The sequence below is a fragment of the Solibacillus sp. FSL W8-0372 genome, assembly GCF_037969735.1.
In the GTDB taxonomy this organism is placed as follows: Bacteria; Bacillota; Bacilli; order Bacillales_A; family Planococcaceae; genus Solibacillus; species Solibacillus faecavium.
This window is the reverse complement of sequence record NZ_CP150204.1, coordinates 3,777,208-3,792,543: the sequence shown is the minus strand read 5'-3', so window position 1 is coordinate 3,792,543 and position 15,336 is coordinate 3,777,208. Positions and strand designations below refer to the sequence as shown.

At 40.0% G+C, this 15,336-nt stretch carries 28 protein-coding genes; all 28 read left to right on the top strand.

The features are described from left to right. The first annotated feature begins 36 nt into the window (after positions 1 to 36). The 28 genes from rplB (at position 37) to MKY13_RS19280 (ending at position 15,330) form a co-directional block, all read left to right on the top strand. Positions 37 to 867, top strand: a complete 831-nt coding sequence (gene rplB / locus MKY13_RS19415; RefSeq protein WP_191701158.1) for a 50S ribosomal protein L2 — start codon at positions 37 to 39, stop codon at positions 865 to 867. 60 nt (positions 868 to 927) lie between these two features. Continuing rightward, positions 928 to 1,206: a 30S ribosomal protein S19 gene (gene rpsS, locus MKY13_RS19410; RefSeq protein ID WP_004233637.1), complete on the top strand. Its 279-nt coding sequence runs from the start codon at positions 928 to 930 to the stop codon at positions 1,204 to 1,206. A 22-nt stretch (positions 1,207 to 1,228) separates the two neighbouring features. Beyond that, a complete protein-coding gene (rplV, locus tag MKY13_RS19405; protein WP_191701159.1) occupies positions 1,229 to 1,573 on the top strand; it encodes a 50S ribosomal protein L22 in 345 nt (114 codons plus the stop codon). A 3-nt stretch (positions 1,574 to 1,576) separates the two neighbouring features. Beyond that, entirely contained in the window at positions 1,577 to 2,233 is a 657-nt protein-coding gene (gene rpsC / locus MKY13_RS19400) for a 30S ribosomal protein S3 (RefSeq protein WP_191701160.1), read from the top strand. A gap of 1 nt (position 2,234) precedes the next feature. Beyond that, a complete protein-coding gene (rplP, locus tag MKY13_RS19395; RefSeq protein WP_008406960.1) occupies positions 2,235 to 2,669 on the top strand; it encodes a 50S ribosomal protein L16 in 435 nt (144 codons plus the stop codon). Beyond that, the gene (gene rpmC / locus MKY13_RS19390) at positions 2,659 to 2,859 is read left to right on the top strand and encodes a 50S ribosomal protein L29 (RefSeq protein ID WP_008406958.1); all 201 of its coding nucleotides are present in this window, start codon (positions 2,659 to 2,661) and stop codon (positions 2,857 to 2,859) included. Before rplP ends, rpmC begins: the two co-directional genes overlap by 11 nt. Positions 2,860 to 2,877: 18 nt before the next feature. After that, positions 2,878 to 3,141 carry a 30S ribosomal protein S17 gene (gene rpsQ, locus MKY13_RS19385; RefSeq protein WP_008406957.1) on the top strand — a complete coding sequence of 88 codons (264 nt, stop codon included), beginning with the start codon at positions 2,878 to 2,880 and terminating at the stop codon, positions 3,139 to 3,141. Between the two features lie 45 nt (positions 3,142 to 3,186). After that, entirely contained in the window at positions 3,187 to 3,555 is a 369-nt protein-coding gene (gene rplN / locus MKY13_RS19380; protein WP_008406955.1) for a 50S ribosomal protein L14, read from the top strand. A 37-nt stretch (positions 3,556 to 3,592) separates the two neighbouring features. Then, on the top strand, positions 3,593 to 3,901 hold the full coding sequence (gene rplX, locus MKY13_RS19375) for a 50S ribosomal protein L24 (protein WP_191701161.1): 309 nt from the start codon (positions 3,593 to 3,595) through the stop codon (positions 3,899 to 3,901). Between the two features lie 28 nt (positions 3,902 to 3,929). Further along, positions 3,930 to 4,469, top strand: a complete 540-nt coding sequence (gene rplE / locus MKY13_RS19370; protein WP_191701162.1) for a 50S ribosomal protein L5 — start codon at positions 3,930 to 3,932, stop codon at positions 4,467 to 4,469. A 21-nt stretch (positions 4,470 to 4,490) separates the two neighbouring features. Continuing rightward, the gene (gene rpsN / locus MKY13_RS19365) at positions 4,491 to 4,676 is read left to right on the top strand and encodes a 30S ribosomal protein S14 (RefSeq protein WP_008406949.1); all 186 of its coding nucleotides are present in this window, start codon (positions 4,491 to 4,493) and stop codon (positions 4,674 to 4,676) included. 30 nt (positions 4,677 to 4,706) lie between these two features. After that, positions 4,707 to 5,105, top strand: coding sequence for a 30S ribosomal protein S8 (gene rpsH / locus MKY13_RS19360; RefSeq protein ID WP_008406947.1), 399 nt, complete (start codon positions 4,707 to 4,709; stop codon positions 5,103 to 5,105). A gap of 31 nt (positions 5,106 to 5,136) precedes the next feature. Beyond that, a complete protein-coding gene (gene rplF, locus MKY13_RS19355; protein ID WP_191701163.1) occupies positions 5,137 to 5,676 on the top strand; it encodes a 50S ribosomal protein L6 in 540 nt (179 codons plus the stop codon). 41 nt (positions 5,677 to 5,717) lie between these two features. Then, entirely contained in the window at positions 5,718 to 6,077 is a 360-nt protein-coding gene (rplR, locus tag MKY13_RS19350) for a 50S ribosomal protein L18 (RefSeq protein ID WP_191701164.1), read from the top strand. A 21-nt stretch (positions 6,078 to 6,098) separates the two neighbouring features. Further along, positions 6,099 to 6,599 (top strand): 30S ribosomal protein S5, encoded by a 501-nt coding sequence (gene rpsE / locus MKY13_RS19345; protein WP_191701165.1) that lies wholly within the window; start codon positions 6,099 to 6,101, stop codon positions 6,597 to 6,599. A gap of 11 nt (positions 6,600 to 6,610) precedes the next feature. Further along, complete coding sequence (gene rpmD, locus MKY13_RS19340; protein ID WP_173364522.1) at positions 6,611 to 6,793, top strand: 50S ribosomal protein L30; 183 nt, start codon at positions 6,611 to 6,613, stop codon at positions 6,791 to 6,793. A gap of 33 nt (positions 6,794 to 6,826) precedes the next feature. Further along, on the top strand, positions 6,827 to 7,267 hold the full coding sequence (gene rplO / locus MKY13_RS19335; protein WP_191701166.1) for a 50S ribosomal protein L15: 441 nt from the start codon (positions 6,827 to 6,829) through the stop codon (positions 7,265 to 7,267). Then, positions 7,267 to 8,562 (top strand): preprotein translocase subunit SecY, encoded by a 1,296-nt coding sequence (gene secY / locus MKY13_RS19330; RefSeq protein ID WP_191701167.1) that lies wholly within the window; start codon positions 7,267 to 7,269, stop codon positions 8,560 to 8,562. Before rplO ends, secY begins: the two co-directional genes overlap by 1 nt. A gap of 62 nt (positions 8,563 to 8,624) precedes the next feature. Next, on the top strand, positions 8,625 to 9,278 hold the full coding sequence (locus MKY13_RS19325; protein WP_191701168.1) for an adenylate kinase: 654 nt from the start codon (positions 8,625 to 8,627) through the stop codon (positions 9,276 to 9,278). 416 nt (positions 9,279 to 9,694) lie between these two features. Beyond that, positions 9,695 to 9,913 (top strand): translation initiation factor IF-1, encoded by a 219-nt coding sequence (gene infA / locus MKY13_RS19320; RefSeq protein WP_016839390.1) that lies wholly within the window; start codon positions 9,695 to 9,697, stop codon positions 9,911 to 9,913. Between the two features lie 37 nt (positions 9,914 to 9,950). Next, entirely contained in the window at positions 9,951 to 10,064 is a 114-nt protein-coding gene (gene rpmJ / locus MKY13_RS19315) for a 50S ribosomal protein L36 (protein WP_000868344.1), read from the top strand. A 24-nt stretch (positions 10,065 to 10,088) separates the two neighbouring features. Continuing rightward, complete coding sequence (gene rpsM / locus MKY13_RS19310) at positions 10,089 to 10,454, top strand: 30S ribosomal protein S13 (protein WP_008406720.1); 366 nt, start codon at positions 10,089 to 10,091, stop codon at positions 10,452 to 10,454. A gap of 26 nt (positions 10,455 to 10,480) precedes the next feature. Then, positions 10,481 to 10,870 (top strand): 30S ribosomal protein S11, encoded by a 390-nt coding sequence (rpsK, locus tag MKY13_RS19305; protein ID WP_008406718.1) that lies wholly within the window; start codon positions 10,481 to 10,483, stop codon positions 10,868 to 10,870. A gap of 149 nt (positions 10,871 to 11,019) precedes the next feature. Further along, positions 11,020 to 11,964: a DNA-directed RNA polymerase subunit alpha gene (locus MKY13_RS19300; RefSeq protein ID WP_008406717.1), complete on the top strand. Its 945-nt coding sequence runs from the start codon at positions 11,020 to 11,022 to the stop codon at positions 11,962 to 11,964. Positions 11,965 to 12,020: 56 nt separating this feature from the next. Next, on the top strand, positions 12,021 to 12,398 hold the full coding sequence (gene rplQ / locus MKY13_RS19295) for a 50S ribosomal protein L17 (protein ID WP_008406715.1): 378 nt from the start codon (positions 12,021 to 12,023) through the stop codon (positions 12,396 to 12,398). Between the two features lie 444 nt (positions 12,399 to 12,842). Further along, entirely contained in the window at positions 12,843 to 13,688 is an 846-nt protein-coding gene (locus tag MKY13_RS19290) for an energy-coupling factor ABC transporter ATP-binding protein (RefSeq protein ID WP_191701169.1), read from the top strand. Continuing rightward, positions 13,664 to 14,536 carry an energy-coupling factor ABC transporter ATP-binding protein gene (locus MKY13_RS19285; RefSeq protein WP_191701170.1) on the top strand — a complete coding sequence of 291 codons (873 nt, stop codon included), beginning with the start codon at positions 13,664 to 13,666 and terminating at the stop codon, positions 14,534 to 14,536. The genes MKY13_RS19290 and MKY13_RS19285 overlap by 25 nt, the downstream gene beginning before the upstream one ends. After that, positions 14,533 to 15,330: an energy-coupling factor transporter transmembrane protein EcfT gene (locus MKY13_RS19280; protein ID WP_191701171.1), complete on the top strand. Its 798-nt coding sequence runs from the start codon at positions 14,533 to 14,535 to the stop codon at positions 15,328 to 15,330. The genes MKY13_RS19285 and MKY13_RS19280 overlap by 4 nt, the downstream gene beginning before the upstream one ends. Positions 15,331 to 15,336: the final 6 nt, after the last annotated feature.

Here is a 15,336-nt window from a genome sequence, read left to right as displayed (position 1 = left end):
ATTTATAAAGTAACCTTTAAGAAGGAGGGAAAACAAATGGCGATTAAAAAGTATAAGCCAACCTCAAATGGACGTCGTAACATGACATCATCTGACTTTGCTGAAATCACTACTAATAAACCTGAAAAGTCTTTATTAGAACCGACTAAACGTAAAGCTGGTCGTAATAACCAGGGTAAAATTACTGTTCGTCATCACGGTGGCGGTCACAAGAAACAATACCGTGTTATCGATTTTAAACGTCTTAAAGACGGCATTCCAGGACGCGTTGCTACAATCGAGTACGATCCAAACCGTTCTGCGAACATCGCTTTAATTAACTATGCTGACGGTGAAAAACGTTACATCTTAGCTCCGAAAGGTCTTGAAGTAGGTCACACTATTTATTCAGGTCCAGAAGCGGATATTAAAGTAGGTAACGCTTTACCATTAGCAAACATTCCAATGGGTACAACAATCCATAACATCGAAATGAAACCTGGTAAAGGTGGACAATTAGTACGTTCAGCTGGTACTTCTGCGCAAGTATTAGGTCGTGAAGATAAGTACGTAATCGTTCGCTTACAATCTGGTGAAGTACGTTTAATTCTTGCTACTTGCCGTGCAACAATCGGTCAAGTTGGTAACGAACAACACGAACTTATCAACATCGGTAAAGCAGGTCGTTCTCGTTGGTTAGGTAAACGCCCAACAGTTCGTGGTTCTGTAATGAACCCTAACGATCACCCACACGGTGGTGGTGAAGGACGTTCTCCAATCGGACGTAAATCACCAATGACACCATGGGGCAAACCAACTCTTGGTTTCAAAACTCGTAAAAAGAAAAATAAATCATCTAAATTTATTATTCGCGGACGTAAAAAATAAAGTGGTAATACTACGGTTCAGTTTGAGAGCCGTGGTCGTATCACGGAGGGAGGTTCCTAAATGGGTCGCAGCTTAAAGAAAGGACCTTTTGTTGATGACCACCTAATGAAAAAGGTGGAAGCACAAGAGGCTTCTGAGAAAAAACAAGTTATTAAAACTTGGTCTCGCCGTTCTACTATCTTCCCAAACTTCATCGGTTTAACAATCGCTGTATATGATGGACGTAAACACGTCCCTGTATACGTGACAGAAGATATGGTAGGTCACAAACTTGGTGAGTTCGCACCGACACGTACTTATAAAGGTCACGGTGCAGATGACAAGAAAACAAGACGCTAATTTTGAGAGGAGGTAAATCCTAATGACACAAGCTAAAGCTATCGCTCGTACAGTTCGTATCGCTCCTCGTAAAGTTCGTCTAGTAGTAGACTTAATTCGAGGCAAGCAAATTGGTGAAGCAGTTGCAATTTTACGTCATACTCCAAAAGCGGCGTCTCCAGTCGTTGAGAAAGTATTAAAATCTGCAGTCGCTAACGCTGAACACAACTACGAGTTAGATATTAATAACTTAGTTGTATCTGAAATCTTTGTTGATGAAGGTCCAACATTAAAACGTTTCCGTCCACGTGCCCAAGGTCGTGCATCGGCAATTAACAAACGTACTAGCCACATTACTATTGTGGTATCTGAGAAGAAGGGGGTTTAATCCGTGGGTCAAAAAGTACATCCAATAGGACTACGTGTTGGTATTATTCGTGACTGGGAATCTAAGTGGTTCGCTGAGAAAGATTACGCAAACTTATTACACGAAGATATCAAAGTACGTAAATATATCGAAACTAAACTTAAAGATGCATCTGTATCTAAAGTAGAAATCGAACGCGCTGCAAATCGCGTGAACATTACTATTCACACTGCGAAGCCAGGTATGGTTATCGGTAAAGGTGGTACGGAAGTTGAAAACTTACGTAAACATTTAACTGATTTAACTGGTAAACGTGTGCATATTAACATTATTGAAATTAAACGTGCAGATCTTGACGCTAAATTAGTAGCTGAAAACATCGCTCGTCAACTTGAGAACCGCGTATCATTCCGTCGTGCTCAAAAACAATCAATCCAACGCACAATGCGCGCTGGTGCAAAAGGTATTAAAACACAAGTATCTGGTCGTTTAGGTGGCGCTGACATCGCGCGTGCTGAACACTATAGCGAAGGAACTGTTCCACTTCATACATTACGTGCTGACATTGATTATGCACATGCTGAAGCAGACACTACTTATGGTAAACTAGGCGTAAAAGTTTGGATCTACCGTGGTGAAGTCCTTCCTACTAAAAAGAACTCTGTGGAAGGAGGCAAATAAAATGTTATTACCTAAACGCGTAAAATATCGTCGTGAACACCGTGGTAACATGCGTGGAGAAGCGAAGGGCGGTAAAGAAGTATCTTTTGGTGAGTTTGGCTTACAAGCTACAACTGCATCTTGGATCACTAACCGTCAAATCGAATCTGCTCGTATCGCAATGACTCGTTACATGAAACGTGGCGGTAAAGTTTGGATCAAAATCTTCCCACATAAGCCTTACACGAAAAAGCCTCTAGAAGTCCGAATGGGTTCTGGTAAAGGTTCTCCTGAAGGTTGGGTAGCAGTAGTAAAACCAGGAAAAGTAATGTTCGAAATCGCTGGTGTATCTGAAGAGGTAGCACGTGAAGCACTTCGTTTAGCATCACACAAACTTCCTGTGAAATGTAAGATTGTAAAACGTCAAGAAACTGGTGGTGAATCTAATGAAAGCTAATGAAATCCGTGACCTTGCCACTAATGAAATTGAATTAAAAGTGAAATCACTGAAAGAAGAGCTTTTCAACCTTCGCTTCCAATTGGCGACTGGTCAATTAGAAAACACAGCTCGCATCCGTGAAGTTCGCAAAGCGATCGCACGTATGAAAACTGTGATTCGTGAAAGAGAAATCAGTGCAAATAACTGATAAAGGAGGGTTTTATGTATGACTGAGCGTAACCAACGCAAAGTTTACACGGGCCGTGTCGTTTCAGACAAAATGGATAAAACAATTTCTGTATTAGTTGAAACTCATAAAAAGCATAAGCTTTATGGCAAGCGTGTAAAATACTCGAAAAAGTTTAAGGCTCATGATGAGCTAAACACTGCGAATATCGGTGATATCGTACGTATCATGGAAACTCGCCCGCTATCAGCTACTAAACGCTTCCGTTTAGTTGAAGTTGTAGAAAAAGCGGTTATTATTTAATAACATTTCGGAATAAAATAAAATTTCCGAAGGGAGGTAACCTAAGTGATTCAACAAGAAAGTCGTATGAAAGTTGCTGACAACTCAGGTGCACGTGAAGTTTTAACAATTAAAGTTCTTGGTGGTTCTGGACGTAAAACTGCTAACATCGGTGATATCGTTGTTTGTACAGTTAAGAAAGCAACACCAGGTGGCGTTGTCAAGAAAGGCGACGTTGTTAAGGCTGTTATCGTTCGCACAAAATCAGGTGCACGTCGTAAAGACGGTACTTACATTAAGTTTGATGAGAATGCTTGCGTAATTATCAAAGATGATAAATCACCACGCGGAACTCGTATTTTCGGACCAGTTGCACGTGAATTACGTGATGGCAACTTCATGAAAATCGTTTCTTTAGCTCCAGAAGTTCTTTAATTTCATGACAGTACCAATCAAGGAGGTGCGACACATAATGCATGTTAAAAAGGGCGACAAAGTAAAAGTAATTACTGGTAAAGACAAAGGTAAAGAAGGCGTAATCTTAGCTGCTTTCCCTAAACAAGACCGCGTTCTTGTTGAAGGTGTAAACATCGTTAAGAAACACGTTAAACCTAACCAACTTAACCCACAAGGTGGAATTGTATCTCAAGAAGCTGCAATCCACGTTTCGAACGTAATGCTAATCGATCCTAAATCTGGCGAGCCGACTCGTGTAGGTATTGAGATCAAAGATGGCAAAAAAGTTCGTGTTGCAAAAAAATCAGGTGTAGTAATCGACTAATAAGTAAAATGAGAAGGGAGGTACACACATGAGCCGCCTAAAAGAAAAGTATTTAAATGAAGTATCACCTGCTCTTATGAGCAAGTTCGAATATAAATCAGTAATGCAAGTGCCTAAAGTAGACAAAATCGTAATCAACATGGGTGTTGGTGACGCAGTTCAAAACTCTAAAGCTCTTGATGTAGCTGTTGAAGAATTAACAACAATCACTGGTCAAAAACCAGTTGTAACTAAAGCGAAAAAATCTATCGCAGGTTTCCGTTTACGTGAAGGTCAAGCGATCGGTGCTAAAGTTACATTACGCGGTGAGCGTATGTATGAATTCCTGGATAAATTAATTTCTGTTGCACTTCCACGTGTACGTGACTTCCGTGGTGTTTCTAAAAAAGCATTCGACGGTCGCGGTAACTATACATTAGGTGTTAAAGAGCAGTTAATTTTCCCAGAAATCGATTACGATAAAGTTTCAAAAGTACGCGGTATGGACATCGTGATCGTAACTACTGCGAATTCTGACGAAGAAGCTCGCGAGTTATTAACACAGTTCGGTATGCCGTTCCAAAAGTAATAAAATAAGGAGGGCGAAGACGTGGCAAAAAAATCAATGATCGTTAAACAACAACGCACGCAAAAATTTAAAGTTCAAGAATATACACGTTGTGAACGCTGTGGCCGTCCACACTCTGTATACCGCAAATTTAAACTTTGCCGTATTTGTTTCCGTGAACTTGCATATAAGGGACAAATTCCTGGCGTTAAAAAAGCCAGCTGGTAATCCCCTAATTTGGGAAGGAGGTAAATTTTCATGACAATGACTGATCCGATTGCAGATATGCTTACACGCATTCGTAATGCGAACATGGTACGTCACGAGAAGTTAGAAGTTCCTGCTTCTAACGTAAAGAAAGAGATCGCTGAAATTTTAAAGCGTGAAGGTTTCGTACGTGATGTAGAATATGTAGAAGACAACAAGCAAGGTATCATCCGTATTTTCTTAAAATATGGTAAAGAGAACGAGCGTGTTATTACTGGTCTTAAACGTATTTCTAAACCAGGTTTACGTGTATATGCTAAAACAAACGAAGTACCTAAAGTATTAAACGGTCTTGGTATCGCTTTAGTATCTACTTCAAACGGCTTATTAACTGACAAAGAAGCTCGCGCTAAACAAGTTGGCGGAGAAATCTTAGCATACATTTGGTAATTAGTAAGAAAAGAACGGAGGTGCAATATAAATGTCTCGCGTAGGTAAAAAAGTTATCGAGGTACCTGCAAACGTTACAATCGAAGTCGGTACTGACAACGTTGTTACTGTTAAAGGTCCAAAAGGCGAATTAACTCGTCAATTCAACCAAGATATGAAAATCGAGCAAGAAGGCAACATCCTATCTGTTGTTCGTCCTTCTGATTCTAAAGAACACCGTACTAACCACGGTACAACTCGTGCGTTATTAGCTAACATGGTAACTGGTGTTTCTGAAGGATTCACTCGTTCTCTAGAACTTATCGGTGTAGGTTACCGTGCTCAATTACAAGGCAACAAGCTTGTATTGAACGTAGGTTACTCTCATCCAGTAGAGTTCACACCTGAAGAAGGTTTAGAGGTCGAAGTTCCTTCGAACACTAAGATCATCGTAAAAGGTATTTCTAAAGAGCGTGTTGGTGCATTAGCATCTAACATTCGTGACGTTCGTCCACCAGAGCCATACAAAGGTAAAGGTATTCGTTACGAAGGCGAATTCGTTCGTCGTAAAGAAGGTAAAACAGGTAAATAATGCGGCTTAAATCGCATTAATAATTGAAAGGAGTGACCACTGTGATTACGAAACAAGATAAAAATCAAGTTCGTAAAAAACGTCATGGGCGTGTTCGTTCTAAAATTTCGGGTACTGCACAACGTCCACGTTTAAACGTATTCCGTTCTAACAAGAACATTTATGCACAACTAATCGACGATGTAGCTGGCGTAACTTTAGTTTCTGCTAATACTCAAGAAAAAGGTTTCGAGGGTATGAGCGCAAACATTGAGGCTGCTGCTAAAATCGGTGAAACAATCGCTAAACGCGCTGCTGAAAAAAATATTACTACAGTAGTATTTGACCGTAGCGGTTACTTATATCACGGACGTGTAAAAGCTTTAGCAGAAGCTGCACGTGAAAACGGCTTAGAATTTTAATAAGAAGGAGGGACATACTTCATGAGTCGCATTGACGCAAACAAATTAGAACTTGAAGAACGCGTAGTTACAATTAACCGTGTTGCTAAAGTTGTTAAAGGTGGTCGTCGCTTCCGCTTCTCTGCTCTAGTAGTAGTAGGAGATAAAAATGGCCATGTAGGATTTGGTACTGGTAAAGCCCAAGAGGTTCCAGATGCAATCCGTAAGGCTGTTGAAGACGCGAAGAAAAACTTAATCGAAGTACCACGCGTGGGTGGAACTACTCCACACTTAGTGCAAGGTCGCTTCGGTGCAGGTTCAATCTTAATTAAACCTGCAGCTCCTGGTACAGGAGTTATCGCTGGTGGTCCAGTACGTGCCGTACTAGAACTAGCTGGTATTACTGATATTCTTTCAAAATCTCTTGGTTCAAACACACCAATTAACATGGTGCGTGCAACTGTAGCAGGTTTAACTGAATTAAAACGTGTAGAAGATGTAGCAAAACTACGCGGTAAATCAGTGGAAGAGTTATTAGGATAAGGGGGGGAATTATAATGGCTAAATTACAAATTACCCTTAATAAATCTGTCATCGGTACTAAACCAAACCAACGCAAAGTTGTTGAGGCTTTAGGATTACGTAAATTAAACCAAACTGTGGAACAAGCAGATAATGCTGCTATCCGCGGGATGATTACAAAAGTAGCTCACTTAGTTACTGTTAAAGAAATTTAATTTCAATTATACGAACAAGGAGGTGCCACCCAAATGAAACTTCATGAGTTAAAACCAGCAGAAGGTTCACGTAAAGTACGTAACCGCGTTGGTCGTGGTATCGGTTCTGGTAACGGTAAAACTTCTGGTAGAGGTCATAAAGGTCAAAACGCTCGTTCTGGCGGCGGCGTTCGCCCAGGATTTGAGGGGGGTCAAAACCCACTTTTCCGTCGTTTACCTAAACGTGGCTTTACGAATATTAATCGTAAAGAATACGCGATCGTTAACCTTGATGCGTTAAACCGTTTTGAAGATGGTGCAGAAGTAACACCTGCATTATTACTAGAAACTGGTATCGTGAGCAATGAAAAAGCTGGAATCAAGATTCTAGGTCATGGTACGTTAAGCGTTAAGCTTAATGTTAAAGCTCACAAATTCTCTGCTTCTGCAAAAGAAGCAATTGAGAACGCTGGCGGAACAACTGAGGTGATCTAATGTTTCAGACAATCTCTAACTTTATGCGCGTTCGAGATATACGAAATAAAATCATCTTCACACTATTAATGTTAATCATTTTTCGTATCGGGACATTCATCCCGGTACCAAATGTTAACGCAGATGTATTAAAGGCAACTGATGAGTTCAGCTTAGTAGGTTTCCTTAATACGTTTGGCGGTGGTGCATTAGCAAACTTCTCTATCTTTGCGATGGGGATTATGCCATACATTACTGCTTCAATCATTGTCCAGTTACTTCAAATGGATGTCGTTCCTAAGTTTGCAGAATGGGCGAAACAAGGTGATGTAGGTCGACGCAAGTTGGCTCAATTCACTCGTTACTTCACAATTGTACTAGCATTTATTCAATCTTTCGCTATGAGTTTTGGTTTTAACCAATTTTATGGTGGATCATTGATTACGGATACTAGTATTCAATCGTACTTAACGATTTCTGTCGTGTTAACAGCAGGTACAGCATTCCTATTGTGGTTATCTGAACAAATTACTGCATATGGTGTTGGTAATGGTATTTCAATCATTATCTTCGCTGGTATCGTAGCTGCGATTCCTAACGCAGTAAACCAAGTGTATGCACAACAAATTGATGGAGCTGGGGATCAATTATTTATTAATATTGCTATCTTAGCTTTACTAGTTTTAGTGCTACTAGCTGTTGTAGTTGGAGTTATATATATTCAACAAGCGTTGCGTAAAATTCCAATTCAATATGCAAAACGAGTTGCTGGGAATTCACCTAAAGTTGGGGCACAGCAAACGCATTTACCGTTAAAAGTAAATGCTGCAGGGGTTATTCCGGTAATCTTTGCAATAGCGTTTATTGTTACTCCACAAACTTTAGCAACATTCTTTGGAGATAATAATGTAACTGCATTCATCACTAATGCGTTTGACTATACTAAACCTATTGGGATGATTATCTATGTTGCGTTAATTATCGCCTTCACATACTTCTATGCATTCATTCAAGTGAATCCGGAAAATGTGGCAGATAACTTGAAAAAGCAAGGTGCTTATATCCCGGGTATTCGCCCAGGTAATGACACACAAGCTTACTTAACAAAAGTTCTTTATCGTTTAACATTTGTTGGTGCTCTATTCTTAGTAGTCATTTCAATCATGCCAATTCTATTCATCAACTTTATGAACCTGCCAGCTTCGGCTCAAATCGGGGGAACAAGTATGATTATCGTAGTTGGTGTTGCACTTGAAACGATGAAACAATTAGAGTCTCAATTAGTAAAACGCCATTATAAAGGATTTATGAAATAATGCAGGTTTAGGAAACATTTACGTTTCCTTGCCGGCTTATGTTGTAAAGGGGACTATTACGTATGAATATCGTTTTAATGGGTCTTCCAGGTGCCGGTAAAGGTACTCAGGCTGACAAAATTGTTGAGAAGTACGCAATCCCTCATATTTCTACAGGCGATATGTTCCGTGCCGCTATTAAAGATGGTACTGAATTAGGTTTAAAGGCAAAATCGTTTATGGATCAAGGCGCATTAGTGCCGGATGAAGTAACGATTGGTATTGTTCGTGAACGTCTTTCACAACATGACTGCGAAAAAGGATTCTTATTAGATGGATTCCCACGTACAGTTCCTCAAGCAGAAGCTTTAGATAGCATCCTTGATGAATTAGGTCGTCCAGTTGAGCATACAATTAATGTTCAAGTTGAAAAAGAAGAATTAATCGCACGTTTAAGTGGACGTCGTATATGTAAGACTTGTGGTACATCGTATCATTTAGTGTTTAATCCTCCAAAAGAGGAAGGCAAATGTGATAAAGATGGCGGCGAGTTATATACACGTGCGGATGATAATCCTGAAACTGTTACAAACCGTCTTGAAGTAAATATGAACCAAGCACAACCTTTACTTGATTTTTATGAAGCAAAGGGAGTACTTAAAAATATTAATGGACAGCAAGAAATTTCTAAAGTATTTGCTGATCTTGATGCTCTATTGCAGGGCAGCCGCAGCTGATATCCGTCCGGGCGCTAGACAGCTTCCGCGGTATTCATGCGGAGGCAACAACGAAACATAATTTTTTGAGAGTTGCAAAAGCATATTGTGCCCGGTATATACTATAAGGGTTGAGCACAAAATTCGTGTGATGACATCTTTGTAACGTATAATGGGTTTCGTGGAAGCATCTGTGTAACGGGTATGAATCTCTCATCAAGACATTCCGGCTATCGTGTTAACATAAGGGATGCGGTTCCTTATTATAAGGACTGTTTCCATGGATTGTGTGAAGCGAAACCAGACGAGCGTCTTATTGTACATCTCTCATGCAATCCAAAACATATGTTGGAACGAGTTGCTTCTTAATCAGGAGAAACAGTTGCAAGAGCTCGCATGAGTTTTTTGATATTAGCATATAGAAGGGAGACGAGAAGATGGCGAAAGACGATGTAATTGAAGTCGAAGGGACAGTTGTTGAGACTTTGCCAAACGCGATGTTTAAGGTAGAATTAGAAAATGGGCACACTGTGCTAGCACACGTTTCTGGAAAGATCCGTATGCACTTTATCCGTATCCTACCTGGAGATAAGGTTACTATTGAGTTATCTCCTTATGATTTAACTCGCGGTCGTATCACATACCGTTTTAAATAATCTTTTGCACTCCGGACTATTAAGGAGGTTAGGTTAGATGAAAGTGAGACCATCTGTGAAACCGATCTGCGAAAAATGTAAAGTAATTCGCCGACGCGGTAAAGTAATGGTAATCTGTGAAAATCCTAAACACAAACAAAAACAAGGATAATTAATCAAGGAGGTGCACTAACGAATGGCACGTATTGCTGGTGTTGATATTCCTCGCGACAAACGCGTTGTAATTTCATTAACTTACATTTACGGTATTGGTAAAACTACTTCTCAAAAAGTATTAGCAGGTGCAGGTATTGACGAAAATACTCGCGTTAAAGACTTAACAGAAGATCAATTAAACCAAATTCGTGAACAATTAGATTCATACAAAACAGAAGGTGACTTACGTCGTGAAGTTTCTTTAAACATCAAACGTTTAATGGAAATCGCTTCAAACCGTGGTATCCGTCACCGTCGTGGTTTACCTGTTCGTGGTCAAAATACGAAAAACAATGCGCGTACGCGTAAAGGTCCTCGTAAAACTGTAGCGAACAAGAAAAAATAATTAAGTAAAGGAGGTTCCTTCTTAACATGGCTCGTAAACAACAAACTCGTAAACGTCGTGTGAAAAAGAACATCGAATCTGGTGTTGCTCACATCCGTTCTACATTCAACAATACAATCGTAACGATCACTGATATGCAAGGTAACGCATTATCTTGGTCTTCAGCTGGTGCTTTAGGTTTCCGTGGTTCACGTAAATCAACTCCATTCGCAGCTCAAATGGCTGCTGAAACAGCTGCTAAAACTTCAATGGAACATGGTTTAAAAAACATTGAAGTAACAGTTAAAGGTCCTGGTTCTGGTCGTGAAGCTGCAGTTCGTGCACTTCAAGCTGCTGGATTAGAAGTAACTGCTATTAAAGACGTTACTCCAGTTCCACATAACGGTTGCCGTCCGCCAAAACGTCGTCGCGTGTAATGGGTGCATCTTAGAAGTATAATTTTGTACTTCTATGTACATCATGTTACTTTGTACAAAAGTCTTGTGCATTTTTTAGTCTATCTTAGATTAACAACTATGATGATAAGAACCTATACATTAGATGTTTTGAAGGAGGGTAAATTGGAATGATCGAAATTGAAAAACCAAAGATTGAAACAGTGGAGATTAGCGAAGATGCCAAATACGGCAAGTTTGTTGTAGAACCGCTTGAACGTGGTTATGGTAATACTTTGGGAAATTCTTTACGTCGTATCCTTCTGTCTTCATTACCTGGAGCTGCTGTAACGTCAATTCAAATTGACGGCGTACTACACGAATTCTCAACTGTAGAAGGCGTTGTAGAAGATGTTGCTTCAATTATCTTAAACGTGAAAAAGCTAGCTTTAAAAATCTACTCGGACGAAGAAAAAGTCATTGAGATAGATGTAAAGGGTGACGGAACGGTTACTGCAGCTGACATTACACATGACAGTGATGTAGAAATATTAAACCCAGATTTATATATCGCAACAATCGCAAAAAACGGTCATTTACGTATGCGTATGTACGCACAACGTGGCCGTGGTTATACTCCTGCTGATCAAAACAAACGTGAGGATCTTCCTATCGGCGTGATCCCGATCGACTCTATTTACACTCCAGTTTCACGCGTCAACTTCCAAGTAGAGAACACTCGTGTTGGACAAAATTCTGACTACGACAAGTTATCACTTGATGTATGGACAGATGGAAGCATCGGTCCTAAAGAGGCGATTTCACTTGGAGCGAAAATTTTAACTGAACACTTAAATATCTTCGTAGGCATGACGAACGAGGCACAAACTGCTGAAATCATGGTCGAAAAAGAAGAAGATCAAAAAGAAAAAGTATTAGAGATGACTATCGAAGAACTTGATCTTTCTGTTCGTTCTTACAACTGCTTAAAGCGCGCTGGTATCAATACGGTATTAGAGTTAGCTAATAAGTCTGAAGACGATATGATGAAAGTACGTAATCTTGGTCGTAAGTCTCTTGAAGAAGTTAAGCATAAGTTAGAAGAGCTTGGTTTAGGATTACGTAAAGAAGACTAAGCGAAAAATTATAAAATTTAGCTAGATCAGATATATTTAAAAGGAGGGAAACGTCCATGGGTTACAGAAAACTTGGTCGTACAAGTTCTCAACGTAAAGCATTACTACGCGACTTAGCTACTGATTTAATCATCAACGAGCGCATCGAAACAACTGAAGCGCGCGCTAAAGAAACTCGTAAAGCAGTTGAGAAAATGATTACTTTAGGTAAACGCGGTGATTTACACGCTCGTCGTCAAGCGGCAGCATTCATCCGTCGTGAGTTAGTAACAGTTGGAGAAGGCGAAGAAGAAAAAACTGTTTTCGCACTTCAAAAATTATTTGATGATATCGCACCTCGTTATGCGGAGCGTCAAGGTGGTTACACTCGTATTCTTAAAGTAGGTCCTCGTCGTGGAGACGGCGCACCAGTAGTAGTTATCGAATTAGTTTAATTCTAACGAAATAGGTGAAGAGGGGTGTCCGGTTCACCGGTTGAACCCATGCACCCCTCTTTTTTCATAGGTTTTGTGATTTTATACGACAATAATTAAGCTGAGCGTTATGATGAGCGGAGTAGTCAACTACTGGCGTCTCGTTTAGCTCTCCGCACCTCATTCAATGAATTTCCGGGCTTGAGCACCCGTAAATTTTGTAAATGTAACGACAAGCGCATTTCTCTGAATGAGGTGCGCGCTTTTTTATTTATGGAATACTAGGATTGAGCCCCTACATTCCTCATACATATGCAAACATAAAGTACGTTTAAATAGGTGGCATAAAGCTGAACTTGTTTGAGAACGTGCTTTATTTTTATATATGTATAATTTCCTGGGAAATTTAAACTACCTATTTATATATGTGTAATACATTCAAGGCAAAGGGGAGAATAGCTGAGTATGAATGAGATTTTATCATTTAATCATGTAACATTTTCATATACGCCCGATGAACCAAATGCACGAAACGCTGTAGAGGATGTCTCCTTTGCAATTAACAAAGGTGAATGGATTACAATAGTTGGACACAATGGTTCTGGAAAGTCGACAATGGCAAAATTAATGAGCGGCTTACTATTACCTCAGCAAGGGGAAGTCCGCATAAAACATAATATTCTAACAGAAGAAAACCTATGGGACATCCGTTCGCAAATTGGGATTGTCTTTCAAAACCCAGATAATCAGTTTGTTGGTGCTACTGTGCAGGACGATGTAGCTTTCTCTCTTGAAAATAACGGTGTACCGCATAAAGAGATGGTTCAGCGGGTACAGGATGCACTTCAACAAGTTAAAATGGAGGCGTTCATTAATCATGAGCCACATCATTTATCAGGAGGGCAGAAGCAACGTGTAGCGATTGCTGGGGCTTTAGCAATGCATCCTCAAATTCTAATATTGGATGAAGCGACTTCGATGTTGGATCCTCAAGGTCGTGAAGAAGTGTTGACGCTCGTTGAAACATTAAGAAAAGAAATTGACTTAACTGTTTTGGCGATTACACATGATTTGGAAGAGGCACTTTTGGCGGATCGTATTATTTTTATGAATGATGGTAAAAAGTATGAAGAAGGTACGCCTGCAGAAATTTTTTCATTAGGAGATAAACTTCTGCAGTTTGGTCTGGATATGCCTTTTGCCATGAAGATGACTAAGCTACTACAAGCACAGGGAGTACAGCTTGTAGGGCAACATATGACAGAAGAAGAGCTGGTGAATGATTTATGGACATCCAACTTCAACAAGTAAGCTATGCCTATGCAAAAGGCACTCCATTTGAAAAACAAGCTTTACATGAGGTTGACTTAACAATTAAAAGTGGAACATTTCAGGCAATCATCGGACATACAGGATCAGGTAAATCAACAATCCTCCTTCATTTTAATGGTCTACTAAAGCCATCGAGCGGTACGGTGAAAATCGGAGACCGGTTAATTGAAGCTGGGAAAAAGGCGAAAGATTTGAAATCAATAAGGCAGAAAGTTGGTATCGTCTTTCAGTTTCCAGAGCATCAGCTATTTGAGGAGACCGTATTAAAGGATATTATGTTTGGTCCGATGAATTTCGGAGTTTCAGAGGAAGAAGCAGAAAAGCGCGCACGTGAATTAATCTCGCTTGTAGGGTTGCCTGAGGATATCCTTGAAAAATCTCCGTTCGATTTGTCAGGGGGACAGATGCGTCGAGTAGCAATTGCAGGGGTTTTAGCAATGGATCCTGAAGTAATTGTTTTGGATGAACCAACTGCTGGTCTTGACCCTCGAGGGCAAAAGGAGATTATGGACTTATTTTATGAGTTACATAAACAACGAGGTTTAACAACGATTCTTGTTACACATAGTATGGAAGATGCAGCACGTTATGCGGATTCAATTGCCATCATGCATGAAGGTCGATGTGTGTTGAATGGCAATCCAAGAGAAATCTTCGGTGACAGCAGAACACTTGCGCAATTTCGTTTAGAACCACCACGCATTGTCCGTTTCCAGCGGCAAGTAGAGAAAATGATGGACAAATCATTATCAAAAGTTTGCTTAACTGAAGAAGAGCTTGCATTTGAAATCGGACAAGCGATTCCTAAGGAGCGTGAAGGACAATGATGGAAAAAATGATTTTTGGCCGATATATTCCGGGGAATTCATTTGTTCATATGCTTGACCCACGTTCAAAGCTGCTCTTTGTATTTGCATTTATTATTGTTGTCTTTTTGGCCAATAATACGTTGACGTACGGAATACTATTAGCCTTTACCTTAATCGTAATTTTGCTTTCAAAAATTCGACTTTACTTTTTAATTAATGGATTAAAGCCGGTTATATTTTTAATGCTCTTTACACTCATATTGCATTTATTTATGACGAGAGAAGGTCCTGTACTCGTTGACCTTGGCTTTATGAAAATTTATGAAGAAGGTTTGCGCCAAGGTGTGTATATTTCACTGCGCTTTTTAATGCTCGTCTTTATGACATCCATCTTAACGCTAACAACATCCCCTATTTCCATTACAGATGGCTTAGAGGTCCTGTTAAACCCATTTAAGAAGTTGAAGCTGCCTGTGCATGAGCTAGCACTCATGATGTCTATTTCACTGCGTTTCATTCCAACATTAATGGATGAAACAGATAAAATTATGAAAGCACAAATGGCACGAGGTTCAGATTTAAGTGCGGGACCGATTAAAGATCGTCTAAAGGCTGTGGTACCATTGCTAGTGCCGCTGTTTATTAGCGCATTTAAACGAGCAGAGGATCTTGCAACGGCCATGGAAGTACGTGGCTATCGTGGAGGCGAAGGTCGTACGAAGTATCGTTTGTTAAAATGGCATGCAAAAGATACGATAATTTTAATCGCACTAGTAATAATGGCGGTCCTGCTGTGGATGCTACGAGGTTAAGAGGGG

Bases quoted from the DNA above. Each gene is read 5' to 3' on its own strand.
- MKY13_RS19325 (WP_191701168.1), top strand. From the start codon at position 8,625: ATGAATATCGTTTTAATGGGTCTTCCAGGTGCCGGTAAAGGTACTCAG.
- rplV (WP_191701159.1), top strand. From the start codon at position 1,229: ATGACACAAGCTAAAGCTATCGCTCGTACAGTTCGTATCGCTCCTCGT.
- MKY13_RS19285 (WP_191701170.1), top strand. From the start codon at position 13,664: ATGGACATCCAACTTCAACAAGTAAGCTATGCCTATGCAAAAGGCACT.
- rpsH (WP_008406947.1), top strand. From the start codon at position 4,707: ATGACAATGACTGATCCGATTGCAGATATGCTTACACGCATTCGTAAT.
- rplB (WP_191701158.1), top strand. From the start codon at position 37: ATGGCGATTAAAAAGTATAAGCCAACCTCAAATGGACGTCGTAACATG.
- rpsQ (WP_008406957.1), top strand. From the start codon at position 2,878: ATGACTGAGCGTAACCAACGCAAAGTTTACACGGGCCGTGTCGTTTCA.
- rplF (WP_191701163.1), top strand. From the start codon at position 5,137: ATGTCTCGCGTAGGTAAAAAAGTTATCGAGGTACCTGCAAACGTTACA.
- rpsE (WP_191701165.1), top strand. From the start codon at position 6,099: ATGAGTCGCATTGACGCAAACAAATTAGAACTTGAAGAACGCGTAGTT.
- MKY13_RS19280 (WP_191701171.1), top strand. From the start codon at position 14,533: ATGATGGAAAAAATGATTTTTGGCCGATATATTCCGGGGAATTCATTT.
- rplO (WP_191701166.1), top strand. From the start codon at position 6,827: ATGAAACTTCATGAGTTAAAACCAGCAGAAGGTTCACGTAAAGTACGT.
- MKY13_RS19290 (WP_191701169.1), top strand. From the start codon at position 12,843: ATGAATGAGATTTTATCATTTAATCATGTAACATTTTCATATACGCCC.
- rpsK (WP_008406718.1), top strand. From the start codon at position 10,481: ATGGCTCGTAAACAACAAACTCGTAAACGTCGTGTGAAAAAGAACATC.
- rplQ (WP_008406715.1), top strand. From the start codon at position 12,021: ATGGGTTACAGAAAACTTGGTCGTACAAGTTCTCAACGTAAAGCATTA.
- infA (WP_016839390.1), top strand. From the start codon at position 9,695: ATGGCGAAAGACGATGTAATTGAAGTCGAAGGGACAGTTGTTGAGACT.
- secY (WP_191701167.1), top strand. From the start codon at position 7,267: ATGTTTCAGACAATCTCTAACTTTATGCGCGTTCGAGATATACGAAAT.
- rpsM (WP_008406720.1), top strand. From the start codon at position 10,089: ATGGCACGTATTGCTGGTGTTGATATTCCTCGCGACAAACGCGTTGTA.
- rplP (WP_008406960.1), top strand. From the start codon at position 2,235: ATGTTATTACCTAAACGCGTAAAATATCGTCGTGAACACCGTGGTAAC.
- rpmC (WP_008406958.1), top strand. From the start codon at position 2,659: ATGAAAGCTAATGAAATCCGTGACCTTGCCACTAATGAAATTGAATTA.
- MKY13_RS19300 (WP_008406717.1), top strand. From the start codon at position 11,020: ATGATCGAAATTGAAAAACCAAAGATTGAAACAGTGGAGATTAGCGAA.
- rpsS (WP_004233637.1), top strand. From the start codon at position 928: ATGGGTCGCAGCTTAAAGAAAGGACCTTTTGTTGATGACCACCTAATG.
- rplX (WP_191701161.1), top strand. From the start codon at position 3,593: ATGCATGTTAAAAAGGGCGACAAAGTAAAAGTAATTACTGGTAAAGAC.
- rpmJ (WP_000868344.1), top strand. From the start codon at position 9,951: ATGAAAGTGAGACCATCTGTGAAACCGATCTGCGAAAAATGTAAAGTA.
- rplE (WP_191701162.1), top strand. From the start codon at position 3,930: ATGAGCCGCCTAAAAGAAAAGTATTTAAATGAAGTATCACCTGCTCTT.